20 protein-coding genes are annotated in these 17,746 nt (G+C 69.5%); 9 read left to right on the top strand and 11 right to left on the bottom strand.

Going from position 1 to position 17,746, the window contains the following annotated elements; genetic code table 11:
• The first annotated feature begins 59 nt into the window (after positions 1-59).
• Together trpS and ACFPMG_RS25595 are read left to right on the top strand one after the other, a co-directional pair.
• Positions 60-1,058 carry a tryptophan--tRNA ligase gene (trpS, locus tag ACFPMG_RS25590; protein ID WP_038530102.1) on the top strand — a complete coding sequence of 333 codons (999 nt, stop codon included), beginning with the start codon at positions 60-62 and terminating at the stop codon, positions 1,056-1,058.
• A 326-nt stretch (positions 1,059-1,384) separates the two neighbouring features.
• A complete protein-coding gene (locus ACFPMG_RS25595; protein WP_376998061.1) occupies positions 1,385-2,002 on the top strand; it encodes a pyroglutamyl-peptidase I in 618 nt (205 codons plus the stop codon).
• A gap of 22 nt (positions 2,003-2,024) precedes the next feature.
• On the opposite strand, the gene ACFPMG_RS25600 is transcribed toward ACFPMG_RS25595, so the two are convergent.
• The 4 genes from ACFPMG_RS25600 to ACFPMG_RS25615 all read right to left on the bottom strand — a co-directional run bounded on the left by ACFPMG_RS25600 (position 2,025) and on the right by ACFPMG_RS25615 (position 4,375).
• Entirely contained in the window at positions 2,025-2,786 is a 762-nt protein-coding gene (locus ACFPMG_RS25600; RefSeq protein WP_376998062.1) for a YkgJ family cysteine cluster protein, read from the bottom strand.
• A 15-nt stretch (positions 2,787-2,801) separates the two neighbouring features.
• Entirely contained in the window at positions 2,802-3,281 is a 480-nt protein-coding gene (locus tag ACFPMG_RS25605; RefSeq protein ID WP_114861868.1) for a YchJ family protein, read from the bottom strand.
• A 97-nt stretch (positions 3,282-3,378) separates the two neighbouring features.
• Positions 3,379-3,780, bottom strand: coding sequence for a MarR family winged helix-turn-helix transcriptional regulator (locus tag ACFPMG_RS25610; RefSeq protein WP_376998063.1), 402 nt, complete (start codon positions 3,778-3,780; stop codon positions 3,379-3,381).
• 394 nt (positions 3,781-4,174) lie between these two features.
• Positions 4,175-4,375, bottom strand: a complete 201-nt coding sequence (locus ACFPMG_RS25615; protein WP_137139539.1) for a hypothetical protein — start codon at positions 4,373-4,375, stop codon at positions 4,175-4,177.
• 305 nt (positions 4,376-4,680) lie between these two features.
• Between ACFPMG_RS25615 and catB the strand changes: the two genes are divergently transcribed.
• Complete coding sequence (catB, locus tag ACFPMG_RS25620) at positions 4,681-5,316, top strand: type B chloramphenicol O-acetyltransferase (protein WP_376998245.1); 636 nt, start codon at positions 4,681-4,683, stop codon at positions 5,314-5,316.
• 61 nt (positions 5,317-5,377) lie between these two features.
• On the opposite strand, the gene ACFPMG_RS25625 is transcribed toward catB, so the two are convergent.
• Positions 5,378-6,064 (bottom strand): TetR/AcrR family transcriptional regulator, encoded by a 687-nt coding sequence (locus ACFPMG_RS25625; RefSeq protein ID WP_376998065.1) that lies wholly within the window; start codon positions 6,062-6,064, stop codon positions 5,378-5,380.
• A gap of 148 nt (positions 6,065-6,212) precedes the next feature.
• Between ACFPMG_RS25625 and ACFPMG_RS25630 the strand changes: the two genes are divergently transcribed.
• The 3 genes from ACFPMG_RS25630 (at position 6,213) to ACFPMG_RS25640 (ending at position 10,053) form a co-directional block, all read left to right on the top strand.
• Entirely contained in the window at positions 6,213-6,965 is a 753-nt protein-coding gene (locus tag ACFPMG_RS25630; protein WP_376998066.1) for an SDR family NAD(P)-dependent oxidoreductase, read from the top strand.
• A gap of 208 nt (positions 6,966-7,173) precedes the next feature.
• Positions 7,174-8,379 (top strand): OpgC family protein, encoded by a 1,206-nt coding sequence (locus ACFPMG_RS25635; protein WP_376998067.1) that lies wholly within the window; start codon positions 7,174-7,176, stop codon positions 8,377-8,379.
• A 156-nt stretch (positions 8,380-8,535) separates the two neighbouring features.
• On the top strand, positions 8,536-10,053 hold the full coding sequence (locus ACFPMG_RS25640; protein ID WP_376998068.1) for an alpha/beta hydrolase: 1,518 nt from the start codon (positions 8,536-8,538) through the stop codon (positions 10,051-10,053).
• A gap of 12 nt (positions 10,054-10,065) precedes the next feature.
• Here ACFPMG_RS25640 and speE read toward each other — a convergent pair whose 3' ends face one another.
• A complete protein-coding gene (gene speE / locus ACFPMG_RS25645; RefSeq protein ID WP_376998070.1) occupies positions 10,066-10,926 on the bottom strand; it encodes a polyamine aminopropyltransferase in 861 nt (286 codons plus the stop codon).
• Positions 10,923-11,336, bottom strand: a complete 414-nt coding sequence (speD, locus tag ACFPMG_RS25650) for an adenosylmethionine decarboxylase (protein WP_236778146.1) — start codon at positions 11,334-11,336, stop codon at positions 10,923-10,925. Before speD ends, speE begins: the two co-directional genes overlap by 4 nt.
• A 306-nt stretch (positions 11,337-11,642) precedes the next feature.
• On the opposite strand from speD, the gene ACFPMG_RS25655 reads away from it, so the two are divergent.
• Positions 11,643-12,404: a gamma-glutamyl-gamma-aminobutyrate hydrolase family protein gene (locus ACFPMG_RS25655; protein ID WP_376998071.1), complete on the top strand. Its 762-nt coding sequence runs from the start codon at positions 11,643-11,645 to the stop codon at positions 12,402-12,404.
• A gap of 88 nt (positions 12,405-12,492) precedes the next feature.
• Here ACFPMG_RS25655 and ACFPMG_RS25660 read toward each other — a convergent pair whose 3' ends face one another.
• Positions 12,493-12,987, bottom strand: a complete 495-nt coding sequence (locus ACFPMG_RS25660) for a MarR family winged helix-turn-helix transcriptional regulator (RefSeq protein ID WP_145676155.1) — start codon at positions 12,985-12,987, stop codon at positions 12,493-12,495.
• A 398-nt stretch (positions 12,988-13,385) separates the two neighbouring features.
• Here ACFPMG_RS25660 and ACFPMG_RS25665 point away from each other — a divergent pair, with 398 nt between their 5' ends.
• The gene (locus ACFPMG_RS25665) at positions 13,386-14,069 is read left to right on the top strand and encodes a fumarylacetoacetate hydrolase family protein (RefSeq protein ID WP_376998072.1); all 684 of its coding nucleotides are present in this window, start codon (positions 13,386-13,388) and stop codon (positions 14,067-14,069) included.
• 25 nt (positions 14,070-14,094) lie between these two features.
• A complete protein-coding gene (gene xth, locus ACFPMG_RS25670; protein ID WP_376998073.1) occupies positions 14,095-14,889 on the top strand; it encodes an exodeoxyribonuclease III in 795 nt (264 codons plus the stop codon).
• 17 nt (positions 14,890-14,906) lie between these two features.
• Here the strand turns inward: xth and ACFPMG_RS25675 are convergent, their stop codons facing one another.
• From ACFPMG_RS25675 to ACFPMG_RS25685, 3 genes are read right to left on the bottom strand one after another with little or no spacing between them, the layout of a single operon-like run.
• Complete coding sequence (locus ACFPMG_RS25675) at positions 14,907-15,494, bottom strand: histidine phosphatase family protein (protein WP_376998074.1); 588 nt, start codon at positions 15,492-15,494, stop codon at positions 14,907-14,909.
• Positions 15,491-16,702 (bottom strand): glycosyltransferase family 4 protein, encoded by a 1,212-nt coding sequence (locus ACFPMG_RS25680; protein WP_376998075.1) that lies wholly within the window; start codon positions 16,700-16,702, stop codon positions 15,491-15,493. Before ACFPMG_RS25680 ends, ACFPMG_RS25675 begins: the two co-directional genes overlap by 4 nt.
• A gap of 31 nt (positions 16,703-16,733) precedes the next feature.
• A complete protein-coding gene (locus ACFPMG_RS25685; protein WP_376998076.1) occupies positions 16,734-17,714 on the bottom strand; it encodes a sensor domain-containing diguanylate cyclase in 981 nt (326 codons plus the stop codon).
• Positions 17,715-17,746: the final 32 nt, after the last annotated feature.

Here is a 17,746-nt window from a genome sequence, read left to right on the forward strand (position 1 = left end):
CCGCCCGGTTCCGGCGCGATAACAGCCGCCTTCCAGAAGTTTCGAGCGAGAGTCCTCCCGTGAACCGCATCTTCTCCGGCATGCAGCCGACCCGGCAGCTTCACCTCGGCAACTATCTGGGGGCGCTGCGCAACTGGGTCGAGCTGCAGAACAGCTACGAGTGCATCTTCTGCGTCGTCGACCTGCACGCGCTGACCATCGACCAGGACGCGGAGGTCCTGCGCAACAACATCCGCGAGGTCACCGCGGCCTACATCGCCGCCGGCATCGACCCGGAGAAGAACATCCTCTTCAACCAGTCCTTCGTCCCGGCCCATTCGGAGCTGGCCTGGATCCTCTCCTGCCACACGCCGCTCGGCTGGCTGAACCGCATGACGCAGTTCAAGGAAAAGGCCGGCAAGCAGAAGGACATGGCGAACCTCGGCCTCTACTCCTACCCGGTGCTGATGGCCGCCGACATCCTGCTCTACAAGGCGACCCACGTCCCGGTGGGCGAGGACCAGAAGCAGCATCTGGAGCTGGCCCGCGACATCGCCGGCGCCTTCAACCGCCGCTACGACACCGAGTTCTTCCCGCTGCCCGAGCCGCAGATCCTGGGCGAGGCGACGCGCGTGATGTCCCTGCGCGACGGCACCAAGAAGATGAGCAAGTCGGACGAGTCCGAATATTCGCGCATCAACATGACCGACGACGCCGACACCATCGCGACGAAGATCCGCAAGGCCAAGACCGATCCGGAGCCGCTGCCGGACACCGTCGCCGACCTGGAGAAGCGTCCGGAGGCCGACAACCTCGTGACCATCTACGCCGCCCTGTCCGGCCAGACGCGCGAGCAGACGGTGCAGCAGTTCGCGGGCGCCCAGTTCTCCGGCTTCAAGGCGGCGCTGGTCGACCTGTCGGTCGCCAAGCTGGCCCCGATGACCACCCGCATGAAGGAGCTGCTGGACGACAAGGCGGAGATCGACCGCCTGCTGCGCCGCGGCGGCGAACGCGCGGCGGCCATCGCCGAGACGAACCTGAACGGCGTGAAGGACATCATCGGCCTTCTGCGTCCCTGAGCCAAAGTGATCGGGTTCAGCCTCCTTAGCCCTCTCCCCTCCGCTCACGCGCAAACGACGTTTGCGCTGACGCGACAGGCGGACCTTCGGTCCGCCGAAAGCGGGGAGAGGGTGGCCCGAGGGGCCTCTCGCGCTGGCCAGAGGCCAGCGCTGACGGCGACAGGCGGATGCCTCTGGCATCCGCTGAGAGCCGGTGAGGGGGTTGCGCTTTTGCCGGACATATCGACACGCGCACCCCCCTCACCCTAACCCTCTCCCCGGAGGGGAGAGGGGATTTGGAACGCGATAGTTTTGGTCCCTGCCCCACCGACCGAAAGGCGTCCGCCGTGACGGCTCCCATCCTGCTCACCGGGTTCCAGCCCTTCGGGGATCACGCCGTCAACCCGACGGCGCTCCTCATGGAGCGGCTGGCCGGCGAGCCGGGGATCGTCACGGCGGTCCTTCCCGTCGAATACGACGCCTGCGGCGCGGCCTTCGCCGCGCTGCTGGAGGAGCACCAGCCCGCCGCCGCCCTGTGCTTCGGGCTGGCCGCCGGGTCCGAATACATCAAGATCGAGCGGCTGGCCTGGAACCGCGACGAGAGCGAGCAGGCCGACAACGCCGGGGTGGTGCGCACCGACGACGCCATCGAGCCGGACGGGCCGACCGCCTACGGCTCCACCCTGCCCGTCCCCACGCTGGTCCGCGAGCTGGCCATCGCCGGCCTGCCGGTGACCTTCAGCGACCATGCCGGCGGCTTCGTCTGCAACCACCTGTTCTACCGCGCCCGCCACCTGATCGAGACGGCGGACCTCGACATTCCCATGGGCTTCGTCCACCTGCCGCCGCTGCCGGAGCAGGTCGCCGACCAGCCCGGCCGCTCCGGCCTGACACTGGACCAGCAGGAACGGGCGCTGCGCGTGCTGGTCGGGCTGCTGCGCCAGGGGCTGGGAATCGCGGCCTGACCCGCCGGCATCAACCCTGCGATCAGGGGCGCTGCGCCAGCCGCTCCATTTCCTTCGCCCAGCCCGCGTAGTTCTTGTGGAACTCCGCCAGCGCCGGATCGCTCCGGGTGCGCTCGGCCATCGCCTGCATCAGCGGCGCCTGGGCCGCCGCCAGCTCCCGCGCGTCGGTGCGTCGGGTCGCCGTCAGGAAGGAGGACAGGCTGGTCACCAGCTTTCCCCCCGCCGGGGCTGCCGCCATCCTCGCCAGATCGTTGACGATCCAGGGCATGTATTTCAGCACATAGTCGGCGTAGGTGCGCATGACCGGGGCCTGTTCCAGCAGCTCGGCACGCTCGCGGTCGAAATCCGTGCGGTCGAGGATGGCGTGGTTGCGGTACACGACCGGCGCCTCCGCCGAGACGTCGCACTCCCACCCCTTGCGCGGGACGAGCAGGTCGGCTTGGTCCTTCTCCTCACGGTAGGGGTAGAAGGGCATGGTCCGGCAACGCGACGGCTTGTCGGCGTGGATGCCGCAGAGATTGTCGGGCTGGAGCGCCGGGCAGGGAAAATGGTTCGGCAGATAGGCGGTGGGCTGGATCAGCACCGCCACCGTCTTGCGGTTGGGCAGGCGCACGCTGGTGCCCAGCCGGGTGGCGAGGTCGTAGGATTTGGCGTTCGACCGCACCACCGTCCAGACCAGCGCCAGCGGGAAACGGACGGCGTGGGCCACCGCGTCCTTGAGCGTCAGCGGCAGCAGCCCGTGGCAGCATTTTCCGCAGGCGGTGCAGGCGAAGCGGGGTTCCATGATCCGGGTCCGCCCTCAGCGGCCGCAGCAGGCCTTGAACTTCTTCCCCGACCCGCAGGGGCAGGGCTCGTTGCGGCCCACCTTGACGACCCGCCGCGGCTCGCCCTTCGGATTCACCTCGCCGGCGCTGTAGAGCCACTGGCCGTCGATGCGGCGGAAGGAGGCCCGCTCGTGATGGCGCATGTCCTGACCGTCGCGGCGGAACTGGATGAGGAATTCGACGGTGCCCTCGTCGCCCTCCTCCGTCGCGCGCAGCACGTCGAGCCGCTGCCAGTCGCACTCGTCGGCCACCCGCTCCGCCTCGGCGCGGTTGAAGTCCTCGCGGATCTCCGGCGCGTGGGTGCGTTCCACATGGTCGAGGTCATGGCGCACGAAGGCGGTGTAGCGCGACCGCATCAGCGCCTCCGCCGTCGCGGCGGGCGCGCCGGCCAGGATCGGGCCGCAGCAGGTCTCGAAGGAAAGGCCCGAACAGCAGGGGCAGGCGGAGGAGGTCATGGCGCGCGGGTCCGTCGGTGGGTCCGGGGCTGGTGTGGCAGGATGGGCCACCCCGGTCAAGCGCTGCGGACCAAACTCAACGGACGGACAGGTGGACTCAGGCCGAACGGGCGCGGCGCGGTTCGGACGGGGCGTGGACCGCCGGCTTCACGATGGCGCGCAGTTCCTCGAGGAAGGCGCGGCCGGTGTCGGTGAGCGTGACGATCTTGCGGCGGCGTTCGCGCGGGTCTTCCTGGGCCTGGACGAGGTCGAGTCCGGCCTTCCCGAAGCTGTGCCAGCGGCTGAGCGCGGCGACGTTGCGCGACGCGGAGGATTGGGCGATGCCCAGGCGTTCCGCAAGCTCGCCGATGGAAATCCCTTCGTTCTGCGCGATCGTCATGAAGGACAGCGCATACTGGATCGGCAGGTCGGGATCGAGCTTGCGAAACGCCTCGAGCACATGGACGACGGTGGTCACCTCGTCAGGGCGAACCTCGTCAGGGCGAATATGGGCCGGCATCAGCGACCCTCCCCGAGCGAGGACCCCATCGGGCCGGTGTGTAGATGATGTTCAGGCGTCCAAGCCATATCACGAATTCCCCGTTATCCCGCCGGGCGTCGAAAAAACGATCCGGAGAGGCCCAGTGGGCGTGCTCAACGAAGACCGAACGACCGCAAAACCCCAAAAAGACACACATGGCTTCCTCTCGATATCCGGAATTCGCGTTCCAATGCGCTGGGTTGAAGAAGGGAGCCGTTAGCTCGCCGGGCGGTATGGGCGGACCAATCGCCCTGTCGGCGATTCGGGGTGGTGGGTACGATGGCTTTCATCGTGGTCTCCGTGGGTTGAAGAAAGGCAGGGGTTGAAGGAAGGCGCGGCCCCGAAGGGAAACCGCAGGATCGGGTATCGCCTGTCAGCGATACGCTTGCAACGTCAAAAATGACCGGGCATCCGAAAGGTTCCGCTCCCGGATGTGTTGGGCCGGGACATAGCCCGCTTCGGTTCCGTCCAGCCCGATGTCGCGCCGCAGATGGGCGCTCAGCGTCTCCACGCCGGCATCGTCGCCGTCGCGGTCCAGCCACTGCCGCAGCAGGGCGTTCCACAAGGTCTGCATGACTCCTCTCCTTGGTGCAGAGGAGCAATTAATCCGCGATCGGATGATTTCCGTCAAGCCCGATTTCCACATGCCGGACCAAGCGGTTGGGCTGATCCGCCTTCGCCCTTGGCGATCCGCTTTTTCCACAGTATGGAGTCCCGTCATGAAGGCGACCCCAAGTACCACCGGCATCCTGCTCTGACGCGTTCGACGCGCAGAGCCTGAACGCGCGCACCCCGGAAGGGGAGCCCGCGGTGTGTCCCTGCGCCCGCGCGCAGGCAAAAAGCCGCCGGATCGGCGGCTCACAGGCCGTGAGTGGTTTGATGGAAAACGTCTTCGAAAGCCCGTTCAAGGGTATGGTTCTGGACAAGCAGGTCACCAACCCGAACATCGTCGTTGGCCGCTACAGCTATTATTCCGGCTATTATCATGGTCACAGCTTCGACGACTGCGCCCGGTTTCTTCTCCCGGACGAGGGCGTCGACCGGTTGGTGATCGGCAGCTTCTGCTCGATCGGGTCCGGCGCGGCCTTCATCATGGCGGGCAACCAAGGCCACCGGAACGACTGGATCAGCACCTTTCCCTTCTTCTGGATGCCCGAAGTGCCGTCGTTCGCCAGCGCGCGGAACGGCTATCGGCCGGCCGGCGACACGGTGGTCGGCAACGACGTCTGGATTGGGTCGGAGGCCATCGTCATGCCCGGCGTCACCATCGGCGACGGCGCCGTGATCGGCACGAGGGCGCTGGTGACGCGCGACGTCGAACCCTATGCGATCGTGGGCGGCAACCCCGCCCGGGTGATCCGGAAGCGCTTCGACGACGATCTCATCGCGTTGCTGCTCGCGATGAAGTGGTGGGATTGGTCCGACGACCAGTTGCAGGGCGCCATGCCGATCCTGACCAGCGGCGACGTCGCGCTTCTGCATCGCTACTGGCGCGATGTGATCGAACGCAACTGACAGCAATCGGGTCGGCCTCGCCTGTTCGCCCTGGAACAGGCGAAGCGGCTCAGCAAGCGGCTCAGGGGGCCGGGCGGCGGCCGACGCGGGCGTCCCAGCCCAGCATGGCGACCTCGGCCACGGCCTCCAGCTCGGCGCGCTCCGCGCCGTCGCGGGCGAGAATCGACATGCCGGCCTGCACCGTCTGCACGAAACGGGCGAGCGCGTGGAGGTCGACCGAGGCCGGGATCTCGCCCTCGGCCACGGCCCGCGCCATACGCTCGGTCAGGATGTCGACCGCCGAGGCGCGCGCCGACCGCACCACTTCGCCCAGCTCGACGTGCCCCTCGCTGCCGACCGCGGAGAGCGTCACCATGCAGCCGCGCGGGATGTCGCCGCGGCAGCCGGTGAGCGCCGCGGCCGAGTCCATCAGCAGGCCCATGACCGCCTCGCGGGCGGTGCCGGCGGTGAAGAAGCGCCCCCAGACCAGCCCCTCGTAGCTTTTGCGGTAGTGGTTCACCGCCTCGACGTAGAGCGCCTCCTTGGAGCCGAAGGCGGCGTAGAGGCTGGGCGAGGCGATCCCCATGGCCTCCGTCAGGTCGGCGATGGAGGTCGCCTCGTAGCCCTTGCTCCAGAACAGGCGGGTCGCCTGGGTCAGGGCGGCCTCGCGGTCGAACGCGCGCGGCCGTCCGCGCCCACGGGCGGGCGGCGTGCCGGCCGTCTGGGCGGTCCTGTCGTCGGTGGGTGGGGTCGGGCGTGATTTCTGCATCGATCACTATTTAATCCCGCCGCCGCGTGGGGGCAATGGCCCCGGACAGCGGTGCTTTATTTTTGTGTCGATCAATACAAAAACTATTGACCGAGGCGTCGAACGCCTCTAGCTATTTTTGTATCGAACGACACAGAAAGGCCGGATCATGGTTGAGCCGAGTGGTGAGTTGGTTGGCAAGCGCGCCCTGGTGACGGGCGGTTCGCGGGGCATCGGCGCCGCCATCGCGCTGGCGCTCGCCGACAAGGGCGCGGATGTGGCGATCTCCTACGAGCGGTCGGCCGAGCGCGCCGCCGAGGTCGTCCGGGCGATCGAGGCGAAGGGCCGGCGCGCGGTCGCCATCCAGGCCGACAGCGCCGATCCGGCGGCCATGGCGGCCCTGGTCGGCCGGACGGTGGAGGCGCTCGGCGGCCTCGACATCCTGGTCAACAACGCCGGCATCGCCCGCCAGGGCATGGTCGCCGAGATGAGCCTCGCCGACATCGACGCGCTTCTGAACGTCAACGTGCGCGCGGCGGTGCTGGTGGCGCAGGCGGCCATCCCACATCTCAAGGACGGGGGGCGCATCGTCTTCATCGGGTCGTGCCTCGCCGACCGCATCACCGCCCCGGGCGTCACCGTCTATTCGATGACCAAGTCGGCGCAGATCGCCCTGACGCACGGCCTCGCCCGCGAGCTCGGCCCGCGCGACATCACGGTCAATCTGGTCCAGCCGGGGGCGACCAACACCGACATGAATCCCGCCGACGGCGCCCACGCCGAAATCCTGCGCTCGCAAACGCCGCTCGGCCGTTACGGCCAGCCGGAGGACGTGGCGGCGGCGGTGGCCTTCCTGGCCAGCCCGGCGGCGCGGCAGATCTCCGGGGCCACCCTGACGGTGGACGGCGGCCTGAACGCCTGATGCTGGAACCGGTCCGGGGAAGCCTTTGTTCGAAAAGGCTCTCCCGGACGGCTTCGGCCAAGGATTAAGGATCCGTTAACGACGAATATGGGGCGACCCGAGGAGCGCCAACAGCAACGCCAGCGACGGAGACGCCACAGATGCGCCACGCACCGATGAAAACGGCCGTTTCCCCCACAACCCGGCCGCCGCGGCGGAGCGTTGCCCGATGAGCCGTTCTTCGACGCTCGACGGGCTGCGGGGCTATTTCCTCGTCTTCATGATGGTGAACCACGTGGTGCTGGCCGGCGGCGTGCTGCTCGCCAAGGTCAACCACGCCGAACTCGGCTATGTGCAGGACGCCCAGGGCTTCGTGCTGCTGTCGGGCATCGTCGCCGGGATGTACTACACCCGCGTCTGGACCCAGCGTTCGCCCGAGGCGGCCCGGCGGCGCCTGTTCGCCCGCGCCCGCGAGCTGTACGTCTCGACCATGCTGGTGATCGCGCTGGTCACCGCCATGGTGGTGCTGGTCCCCGGCGCGCGGGAGCCGCTGGGCGGATTCCTCGGCCATCTGGCTTGGCTGGAGCCCGGCACCCTGCTGGCGAGCGCGCTCCTCCTGCACTCCCCGACCTTCACGGATCTGCTGATCCAGTACATCCTCTACCTCGCCGCGACGCCGCTGCTGCTCCGCCTGATCCTCGACGGCCACGCCCGCAAGGTCGCGCTGGGCAGCGCCGCGCTGTGGGCCGCCGTGCAGATGGGCCTGCATGTGCCGGTGCTGAGCGCGCTCGACTCCGGGCTGGGGCGGCTCAGCGACGGTCTGGCGGTGCGCGGGCCGTTCAACCCGCTCGCCTGGCAGGTGCTCTACGTCGCCGGGCTGCTGATCGGCAGCGCCGTGCAGCGGAGCCGCTTCGACACCGACCGCTGGTTCCCGGTCGAGCGGCCGCCCTGGCTGGTTCCGGCGCTGGTCACCGTGGTGGTCTGCGCGGCCTGGCACCTGTTCTTCGTCCATGAGCTGGTCAGCCCGATCGTCGGCGAGCGTTTCCTGCGCTACGTCGACCGCACGGAGTTCAGCCTCGTCTACCTCGCGAACTTCGCGGCGCTGGCCTATGCCGTGTCCTGGCTGCTCATCGCCGGGCCGCGGTCGTCCCACCCGGTGGCCGCCGGCACCGCCCGGCTGCTCACCGCGCTGTTCAGCCTGCCCTTCCTCCGGCTGCTGGGGCGGCACTCGCTGCAGGTCTACCTGTTCCACGTCCTGGTCGCCTACGCGATCCTGCTGATCGACCTGTTCGGCGGCCCCTTCAACCAGCTCACCAAGGCGGTCCTGCTGCTCGCCAGCGTCGCCAGCCTCGCCATCCCCGCCCTGTGGCGCGAGCGGAGCCGCGCCAAGCCGGCGGAGCGGGGCGCCGTCCGGATGGGCTCGTCCCGGGGTTGATGGTGCGAGGGCGCGGACGAACAGGACCCGTCTTGTCCTGGACAAGCCCGCCCCGCTGGGTCAAAGAGAAAGCATCAAAAGGGGTGGGACCGCTGGAAGGGCCATCGCCCGGCCGATCCCCGCCCGCCCTTTCGCTGCTGAGGACGATCGACCCGCGTGACGAGACGCGCCCATCATCGGTGGTTCGGAGCCCTGGCCGCCGCCCTGCTGGCGGTGGTGCTGGTGCCCTCGCTGGCCCCGGCGCCGGCCAAGGCCGACCCCCGCTTCGTGCCCGGCCCCTGCTGGTTCTCCGTGCCGGAGGGAGAGGCCGCGCTGTGCGGGACCGTCGGCGTGCCCGACCGGCGCGACCGGCCGGCGACGCGGGCCTTCCGCCTGCCGGTCGTCGTCCTGCTGTCCACCGCCAAGCAGCCGTCCCCCGACCCCGTCCTGTTCCTGGAGGGCGGCCCCGGCGCCTCCCCCTTCGGCAGCGGCGAGGCGGTGGAGGAGCGGATGGAGGTGTGGTGGTCGCTGACCGCCGGGTTCCGCCGGTCGCGCCACGTCGTGCTGTTCGACCCGCGCGGCGTCGGGCGGGCCGAGCCGGACACCGACTGCCCGGAGTTGGACGTGCTGGGCGCCTCGCCCCGCCTGCGCCCGGTGTCGCGCGACCGCCGCGCCGCGCTGGAGCGGACGGCCATCGCCGCCTGCCGCTACCGCTTCACCGCCGCCGGGCTGGACGGCGCCATGTTCACCACCCCCATCGCCGCCGACGACGCCATGGACGTCGCCGCGGCGCTGGGCGCGCAGCGGGTCAATCTGTTCGCCGTGTCCTACGGCACGCGGGTGGCGCTGGAGATCCTGCGGCGCCACGGCGGGCGGGTGCGCACGGCGGTGCTCGATTCCATCTACCCGCCCGACGTCAACGCGACGGAGGAGGCGCCCTGGCTGGCGCACCGGGCCTTCAGGCGGCTGTTCGACGATTGCGCGGCCAACCGCGTGTGCCGCGCCGCCTATCCGGACCTGGAGCGCCATCTGCTGGAGCTGGTGGAGCGGCTGGGCAAGGCCCCGGTGGATGTGCCGGTGGGCGATCCGGAGATCCCGCGCTGGGCGCGGCTGGACAGCGGCGCCGCCCTGTCGGCCCTGCTGGAGGCGATGGCCGAGGGCGAGAGCGTGCCCCGCCTGCCCGCCCTGATCGAACGGGCGTGGCGAGGGCGGTACGACCGCCTGTCCGACTGGGTTCCCGCCCCCTGGCTGGGCGACCCCGACTCGGCGGAGGGCATGGCCTTCTCCATCGAATGCCGGGAGACGGTGAACCCCGCCGACCCGCTGCGGCTGGCCGACGCCGCCCGCCGCTTCGCCCCCTATGGCGCCGTCACCGCCGACGATCCCGGCCGGCGCGTCTGCGCCCAATGGCCCGCCGCCGCGCAGGAGGCGTCGGAACGGCTGCCGGTGGCCAACCCGGTGCCGGTGCTTCTGCTGTCCGGCGCCTATGACCCGCTGACCCCGCCGGAATGGGCGGAGCGCGCCGCGGCGACCCTGCCGAAAAGCCGGCATCTGGTCTTCCGCAGCGCCGGCCATCTGGTCACCGCGTCGGACGACTGCGCCGTGTCCGTCGCCGCCCAGTTCGTGGAGTCGGAAACCCTGCCCGCCAACGCCTGCCCGGCGGCGGCCAAGCCGCCGGGGTTCCAGCCGCCGTAAGCTGGAGAAAACCTACTTCAGCGCGTCCAGCATGAAGGCCGGAAGGGCGAAGCTGGCGACGTGGATGTCGGGCGTGTAGTAGCGGGTGGTCAGCCCGGCCGCCTCGAAGCGCGGGCGGATCGCCTCCGCCGTCTGGCGGCGCAGCGCCGCGTCGTCGGTGGCCCAGCCGAAGGCCATGAAGCCGCCGTAGTAGCTGGGCACCGGCGCCACGAAGAAGCCGGCATCGCCGAACAGCCGGCCCAGCCGCCGGTGGCTGTCCTTCAACTCGCCCGGCTGGAGGAACGGCACGCCGTTCTGGGTGACCAGCACGCCGCCGGGGGTCAGCCGCGCCTTGCAGCCGGCGTAGAAGTCCTCGGTGAAGAGGACGGCGCCCGGCCCGTGGGGGTCGGTGGAATCGACGATGACGACGTCGAACCGCTCCGTGGTCTCCTTGACGAAGGCGCAGCCGTCGGCGATCACCAGATCCGTGCGCGGGTCGTCGAAGGCGCCGGCGCTGATCGACGGCAGATGGGCGATGGACAGGTCGACCACCGAGCGGTCGATCTCCACCATCGTCACCCGCTCCACCGCCTTGTGCTCCAGGCAGCGGCGCAGCATGCCGCCGTCGCCGCCGCCGACGATCAGCACGCGGCGGACGCGCCCATGCGCCAAAATCGGCACATGGGTCAGCATCTCGTGATAGACGAACTCGTCGCCCTCGGTGGTCTGGACGACGCCGTCGAGCGCCATCACGCGGCCCAGCACCGGGTTCTCGAAGATCACCAGGTCCTGGAGGCCGGTGCGATCGCGGTGCAGGACGCGGCCCATGCGCAGGCGCTGGGCCACGTCCTTGTGCAACGTCTCGTCGTACCAGCCGGAGCCGGAGTCGCTCATGACCCGGTTTCGCCACGCAGCAGCTCGTCGCACTTCACGCCCGTGGGCTTGAAGGCGCGCTCCAGCACCGGGATGGCCTTCATGGGCTGGGCGTCGCCGCACATGAAGATGTCCAGCGCCGCGTAGCCGCGTTCCGGCCAGGTGTGGATGCTGATGTGCGACTCGGCGAGCACCGCCACGCCGGAGATGCCGCCGTTCGGCGTGAAATGGTGCAGGTGGATGTGCAGGAGCGTCGCCCCCGCCACCTCCACGGACTCGATCAGCGTGGAACGGACATGGTCCAGCTCGTCCAGACGTTCGGCACCCCACAGATCGACGATCAGGTGCGTGCCGGCGCAGACCTTGCCATCGCGGACGATGAAATGGTCCTTGCGGTCGTCTTGAGATTCCCTCCAGGGACCAGAAGTCACGTTGGTCCGGTTGGAGATTTGACCTTCCGTTTGGGCTTTCCTTGGATCGCTTCCCAAGTCCATCCCCAATTGGAAGAGAGAAGCGGTCTTCGCCATCGTTCTCCCCCATCAGCAGATGTTCCGCGCATATGGCGCGGAGGAGGGCGGCATATGGGACAAATTCGCATGCGAATCAACACAATTCTGTCCCCGCATCCCTTTGTGCTTGGCGGCGGGCCTCTGGCGCGGCGCGCGGCGGAGGCGCATAATCGCCTGTCCGCCGCCTTCCGGAGCGGTCCGGAATCCTGTCTGGAGGTCCTCCCCACCATGAACCGCAAGCCGCTGATCGGCGTTCCCGCCTGCGCCCGCATGATGGGCGAGCATCCCTTCCACGTCGTCGGCGACAAGTATGTCCGCGCGGTATCGGACGGGGCCGGCGGCATGCCGCTGCTGATTCCGGCGCTGGGGACGGCGCTGGACATGGACGAGGTGGCCGGCCGGCTCGACGGGCTGCTGGTCACCGGAAGCCCGTCGAACGTCGAGCCGCACCGCTACGGCGGATCGCCCAGCGAGCCGGGCACCCTGCACGATCCGGAGCGCGACGACACCACCTTGCCGCTGATCCGCGCCGCGCTGGAGATGGGCGTGCCGCTGCTGGGCATCTGCCGCGGCTTCCAGGAGCTGAACGTGGCGCTGGGCGGCACGCTGCACCAGCGGGTGCACGAGGTGCCGGGCTACGCCAACCACCGGGAGGACAAGGAGGCGCCGCTGGCCGTGCAGTACGGGCCGTCGCACAGCGTGAGGCTGACCCCCGGCGGCCTGCTGGAAAGGCTGGCCGGCGGCGAGGCGGCGGTGACCGTCAACTCCCTGCACGGGCAGGGCATCGATCGGCTGGCCGACGGGCTGATCGTGGAGGCGATGGCCGAGGACGGGCTGGTCGAGGCGGTGCGGGTGGCGGGGGCGCCGGCCTTCGCGCTGGCCGTGCAATGGCACCCGGAATGGCGGTTCTGGGAGAACCCGCTGTCGGCGGCGATCCTGCGCGCCTTCGGAAACGCCGCCGCCGACCGGGCGCGACGGCGCCTTTCCTGAAAGATGGTTTCAGGACAATAGATTAGGTCAACAATTGGCGGGTGCCGCGTGCCCAGGAATTGGGCACGCCGCCCTTACCCCATCGGCGTCAGCCGGCCCGCGAGATGCGGCGGAGGAAGTCGATGAGCTGCGCCTGCTCCTCGGCCGAGAGATCCTTCACCATGGCCTTGTCATGGGCCTGGATGCGCGGAATCAGCTCGTCCAGCAGCTTCTCCCCTTCCGGGGACAGGCGCAGCGCGTAGGAGCGGCGGTCGTTGGGCGAGGGCGCCCGGATGACCAGACCGCGCGACTCGAGCCGGTCGATGACCGCGACCATGGTCGAACGGTCGATGCCCACCGCCGAGCCCAGGTCGGACTGCGACAAGCCCTCGTTCTCCTTGATCATGATCAGGACGCCGAATTGCCCCGGCGTCATGTCGTGGGGCGCCACGGCGTTCTGGAAGCTCTGGAACACGGCCACCTGCGCCTTGCGCAGATTGTAGCCGACGAGCTCCGGCAGAGGGCCGAGGGCCATCTTTCCGGACTTGCTCGGACGCTGGCGGGTGCGCCGGTCCGAGGGGGTGGGGCGGTCGATGTCGGTCAACGTGAAAGCCGTCGTTTATTGACTAGTCTATTGGTCGTGTAAAATGCAGGCAGGTGCCGATTTTGTCAGCAAGAACCACACAATCCGCCTCGTATGCATAGCACCCATTCCTGTTACGCATTGGTTCCACCCGGAAGCGGCTCCACCTCTAGCCCTATGAAGTGATCGCGCTCCTGACCCCGGCCCCCCCGGAAACAGGCATGCCGGCGCGGTTGCCCGCCAACGGTTCATTCCCCTGCCGCAGACGGGTTCCAAAAACGGAGCTTCCGACGCCCGGTCCCCCCCAGGCCGGGCGTCTTCGCGCCAAAGCCCCGGCCCAACGGCTGGGGCTTTTTTCTGGTGCTCTTTCCGGTAGGGTGGTTGCCCGAACCGCACCCCCTCCGAAAGAAAGGCGCGCCATGGCCTACGCCATTCCCCTGTGGCCCCAGCCCACCGTCCCGGTCGCCGGCGGCGACCCCTTCCCGGTCCGCCGCATCTACTGCGTCGGCCGCAACTACGCCGCCCACGCGCGCGAGATGGGGGCCGATCCGGACCGCGAGCCGCCCTTCTTCTTCATGAAGCCCGCCGATGCCATCGTCGCCGACGGCACCGCCATCCCCTACCCGCCCAGGACGGCCAACCTGCACCATGAGATCGAGCTGGTCGTGGCCATCGGCACCGGCGGGCGCGACATCCCGGTGGAGCGCGCGCTGGACCATGTCTACGGCTATGGCGTGGGGCTGGACATGACCCGCCGCGACCTGCAGAACGCGGCGAAGAAGGAAGGCAAGCCCTGGGACATGGGCAAGGGCTTCGACCAGTCCGCCCCCTGCGGCACGCTGCGCCGCGCCGCCGACATCGGCCATCCCGACAAGGGGGCGGTCACGCTGTCGGTCAACGGCGAGCTGCGCCAGAAGGGCGATCTGGCGGACCTGATCTGGACCGTGTCCGAAACGATTTCCTACCTGTCGGGTCTGGTCGAGCTTCAGCCGGGCGACCTGATCTACACCGGCACGCCGGAGGGCGTCGGCCCGGTGGTCGCCGGGGATCGGCTGGAGGGCGCGGTCGAGGGCGTCGGCTCCATCGCCGTCACCATCGCCTGACATCGGCAATACGGATCACCGGGCTATGCGCATCGCCACCTGGAACATCAACTCCGTCCGCATGCGGATGGACCTGCTGCTGCGCCTCATCGACGAGGCGCAGCCGGACGTCATCTGCCTGCAGGAGACCAAGGTCGTCGACACCGACTTCCCCATGGCCCCGCTGGCCGAGAAGGGCTACGTCCACGCCCACATCCACGGGATGAAGAGCTACAACGGCGTCGCCATCCTGTCGAAGCTGCCCTTCGCGTCGCGCGACGTGCAGCATTGGTGCGGCAAGCAGGACTGCCGCCACGTCTTCGCCGAATTGCCCGGCGGGATCGAGCTGCACAGCGTCTACATTCCGGCGGGCGGGGACATTCCGGATCCGGAACAGAACGAAAAGTTCGCCCACAAGATTCAGTTCGTGGACGAAATGACCGAGTGGTGGACAACCCGGCGCAGCCCGGACCGCCGCATGGTCATGGTCGGCGACCTGAACATCGCGCCGCTGGAGAACGACGTCTGGAGCCACAAGGAGCTTCTGAAGATCGTTTCCCACACCCCGGTGGAGGTGGAGAAGCTGACGGCGATGCAGGCATCCATCGGCTGGGTCGACGCGTTGCGCCATTTCGTTCCGCCCACGGAAAAGCTCTACACCTGGTGGAGTTACCGCGCGAAGGACTGGGCGGCCTCCGACCGCGGCCGGCGGCTGGACCACATCTGGGTCACGCCCCCACTGAAGGACGCGCTGACCGGCCACAGCGTCCTGCGCGAGGCCCGCGGCTGGGAGCCGAAGCCGTCCGACCATGTTCCGGTGATGGTCGATCTCGCCGTGTGATCTGGACGTGTGATCGGCTAACTCTCCCCGACCAGCGGCACGTTCATCGCGACGACCGACGGCGTCCCATCCTCCGCCACCCGGAAGCGGTGGGCGCAGCCGTCGGTCAGCCGATGGGCGGGCTTGTCCACCATGTCCCAGCCGGTGGCCAGCGCGTAGAGCGCCCGCATCACCCCGTTGTGGGCCACCGCCCCGGTCGGCACGCCCCGCGCGCCCACCTCGGCCAACCAGGGGATCAACCGGCTCTGCACGTCGCGCGGGCTCTCCCCGCCGGGCGCCCGGAAGTCGAGGCCCATCCGCTCGCGGTCCGCGGTCAGGGCGCCGCTCGACCTCAGTTCCTCCAGCAGACGGCCCTCCCATTCCCCCCAGCTCATTTCGACCAGACGCGGTTCCGGCGCCGGGTCGAGGCCGAGCAGCCGGGCGGTTTCCCAGGCCCGCCGCTTCGGGCTGGCGACCCAGCGGTGGCCCAGCACGTCCGGCGGCAGCCTCCAGGTGGCGACTCGGGCGCGGCCCTCGTCGGACAGCGGCTCGTCGATGCCGCCCTGGAGACGGTGCGCGGCGTTCCAGGCGGTCGGCCCGTGGCGCAGGATGATGAGGTCAGTCATGGATTCCCTTTCCGCGCGGCGCGCCGGACCACCGCGTCCAGAACCTCCACCGCGATGGACAGATCGTGTTCCTCGACGGCGATGCGGCGCGCCGCCTCGCCGAAGCGGCGGCGTTTCCCAGGGTCGTCGAGCAGCGCCCTGACGGCGGCGGCAAAGGCCTCCGCGTCGCCCACCGGCGGCAACAGGCCGGTCACCCCGTCGCGCACAACGTCCGGAACGCCCCCGGTCCGCCCCGCCACGACCGGCAGGCCAGCGGCCTGGGCCTCCAGCAGGGCCATGCCGTAGGCCTCGTTCACCGCCGGCCAGACCATCAGGTCGGCCGCGGCGTAAAGCGCGGCGAGGGCGTCCGAATCTTGCTGGCCGAGGAACACAACTCCCTCCCCTGCAAAGCGGGGGAGGGTTGGGGTGGGGGCAAGTGCGCCTCCCCCGAACAACGCCTCGATCCGGGGACGGGCGGGGCCGTCGCCGGCGATGAGAAGGTGGTGGGGAGGCAAGGCACTTGCCCCCACCCCGGCCCTCCCCCGCTCCGCAGGGGAGGGAGAGAAGGCTTGCGCCAGGATTTCGTACGAACGCTCTTTATCGCCGCCGCGCATCATGCCGACGGCCAGCAGCCACGGGATGTCCGGGTTCAAACCGTAACGCTCGGCCAGCGCCGCCCGGTGCCGGTTGCGCTCCGCGGCCGCCGCCGCGAACGGGCGCGTGTCGAGGAAGGGCCGCAGCCGCACCAGCCGGTCCGGCGACCGGAGCAACGGCAACACCCCCTCCGCATCGTGGCCGGCGAGGTTGACGACCGCGGCGGCCTGCCGGATCGCAGCCTCGGCGGCGCGGTGGCCGGCGGCGAAGGGGCCGGTGGCGCGCTTGGCCGCGAAGGACGCCTCCGCCACCACATAGGGAATGCCGAAGCGGCGGCTGACCGCCGGGCCGATCCAGTCCGGCGCCTTGTGGTAGAGGTGGTAGGTGAACCAGAGGTCCGGCGGGTCGTCCCGCCAGCGCGCCGTCAGGCGGTCGGCACAGCGCGTGCCCAGCGCCGCCAGACGCTCCGCCCGGCCCGGACGGCGCCCGTCGTCCCAGCTGCGCAGGGTGCTGGCCAGGGTCACCGCGTGCCCGGCCCCCTCCAACGCCGCCATCAGCAGCCGGGCCATCCGCCGGTCGCCCGAGGGCACCGGGTGGGTCGGGGATTTCAGCGGGGCGTAAAAGGCGATGCGCATCGCGGCCCCAGCGTCGTGATGGGAAGAAAGCTCAGAACGGGGTCGGTTCCAAGGCGCAGACGACCCGGTTCCGTCCGGCCGCCTTGGCGCGGTACAGCGCCTCGTCCGCGCTGGACAGCATGGCATCCACATCGCGCGTTCCGGCCGCGCAGCAGGCCACGCCGATCGACACGGTGAAGCGCACCGTCTCCACGCCCGATGGCACCGTCAGTTCCGCCGTGCGGCGCCGGATGCGCTCCGCCACCATACGCGCCCCGGCGATGTCGGTCTCCGGCAGCAGGATGGCGAACTCCTCGCCGCCAGTGCGGCCCAGCAGGTCGTTCTCCCGCAGCAGGGCGCGGCAGGCGGCGGTGAAGGTCCGCAGCGCCTCGTCCCCCACGGCGTGGCCATGGGTGTCGTTGATGCTCTTGAAATGGTCGAGGTCGAGCATAAGCAGCGTGACCGGCCGGCCATAGCGGCGGGCGCGGGCCAGTTCCTGCTCCGCCGCCTCGACGAAGTGGCGGCGGTTGGACACGCCGGTCAGGGGATCGGTGATGGAAAGCCGGCGCAGCCGCTCCTCCGTCTCCTTCAGCGCCGTCACGTCGTTGATCAGGACGTAGATGACCGGCAACCCGTCCCAGGGCAGGGGCGACATGCTGACCTGGACGCAGGTCCGCTGACCGTCGGCGGACACCATCACCCCATCCTGGGACCGCACCAGCTCCCGCTCGCGCAGGCAGCGCAGGAAGGCGTCCCGCTGGTCGTCGATGCCCGATTCTTCGACGAAGTCCAGGAAATGGCGCCCGACCAGGGCGTCGCCGCTCTGGCCCAGGATGCGCGCGGCCTCCTGGTTGGCGAAAACGATGCCCATTTCCTGATGGATCAGCAGCCCGGCGGGCAGCAGGTCGAGCATGTCGCCCAGCTTGCTGCGCGTCAGCGACAGCTCGTGGCTGGTGGCCACGGCATCGCTGTCGTCGTCGAAGTCGATAAAGGAAAGGATTTCCGGTTCGGGAAAGGCGGACAGACTCGACATAACGTCGCACAGGTGGAGCAAAGCCGCACTCT

This window comes from Azospirillum himalayense, from assembly GCF_042657465.1.
Classification (GTDB): domain Bacteria; phylum Pseudomonadota; class Alphaproteobacteria; order Azospirillales; family Azospirillaceae; genus Azospirillum; species Azospirillum himalayense.

Bases quoted from the DNA above. Each gene is read 5' to 3' on its own strand.
- ACFPMG_RS25600 (WP_376998062.1), bottom strand. From the start codon at position 2,786: ATGGAACCCCGCTTCGCCTGCACCGCCTGCGGAAAATGCTGCCACGGG.
- ACFPMG_RS25605 (WP_114861868.1), bottom strand. From the start codon at position 3,281: ATGACCTCCTCCGCCTGCCCCTGCTGTTCGGGCCTTTCCTTCGAGACC.
- ACFPMG_RS25610 (WP_376998063.1), bottom strand. From the start codon at position 3,780: ATGCCGGCCCATATTCGCCCTGACGAGGTTCGCCCTGACGAGGTGACC.
- ACFPMG_RS25615 (WP_137139539.1), bottom strand. From the start codon at position 4,375: ATGCAGACCTTGTGGAACGCCCTGCTGCGGCAGTGGCTGGACCGCGAC.
- catB (WP_376998245.1), top strand. From the start codon at position 4,681: ATGGAAAACGTCTTCGAAAGCCCGTTCAAGGGTATGGTTCTGGACAAG.
- ACFPMG_RS25625 (WP_376998065.1), bottom strand. From the start codon at position 6,064: ATGCAGAAATCACGCCCGACCCCACCCACCGACGACAGGACCGCCCAG.
- ACFPMG_RS25630 (WP_376998066.1), top strand. From the start codon at position 6,213: ATGGTTGAGCCGAGTGGTGAGTTGGTTGGCAAGCGCGCCCTGGTGACG.
- ACFPMG_RS25635 (WP_376998067.1), top strand. From the start codon at position 7,174: ATGAGCCGTTCTTCGACGCTCGACGGGCTGCGGGGCTATTTCCTCGTC.
- speE (WP_376998070.1), bottom strand. From the start codon at position 10,926: ATGAGCGACTCCGGCTCCGGCTGGTACGACGAGACGTTGCACAAGGAC.
- ACFPMG_RS25655 (WP_376998071.1), top strand. From the start codon at position 11,643: ATGAACCGCAAGCCGCTGATCGGCGTTCCCGCCTGCGCCCGCATGATG.
- ACFPMG_RS25665 (WP_376998072.1), top strand. From the start codon at position 13,386: ATGGCCTACGCCATTCCCCTGTGGCCCCAGCCCACCGTCCCGGTCGCC.
- xth (WP_376998073.1), top strand. From the start codon at position 14,095: ATGCGCATCGCCACCTGGAACATCAACTCCGTCCGCATGCGGATGGAC.
- ACFPMG_RS25675 (WP_376998074.1), bottom strand. From the start codon at position 15,494: ATGACTGACCTCATCATCCTGCGCCACGGGCCGACCGCCTGGAACGCC.
- ACFPMG_RS25680 (WP_376998075.1), bottom strand. From the start codon at position 16,702: ATGCGCATCGCCTTTTACGCCCCGCTGAAATCCCCGACCCACCCGGTG.
- ACFPMG_RS25685 (WP_376998076.1), bottom strand. From the start codon at position 17,714: ATGTCGAGTCTGTCCGCCTTTCCCGAACCGGAAATCCTTTCCTTTATC.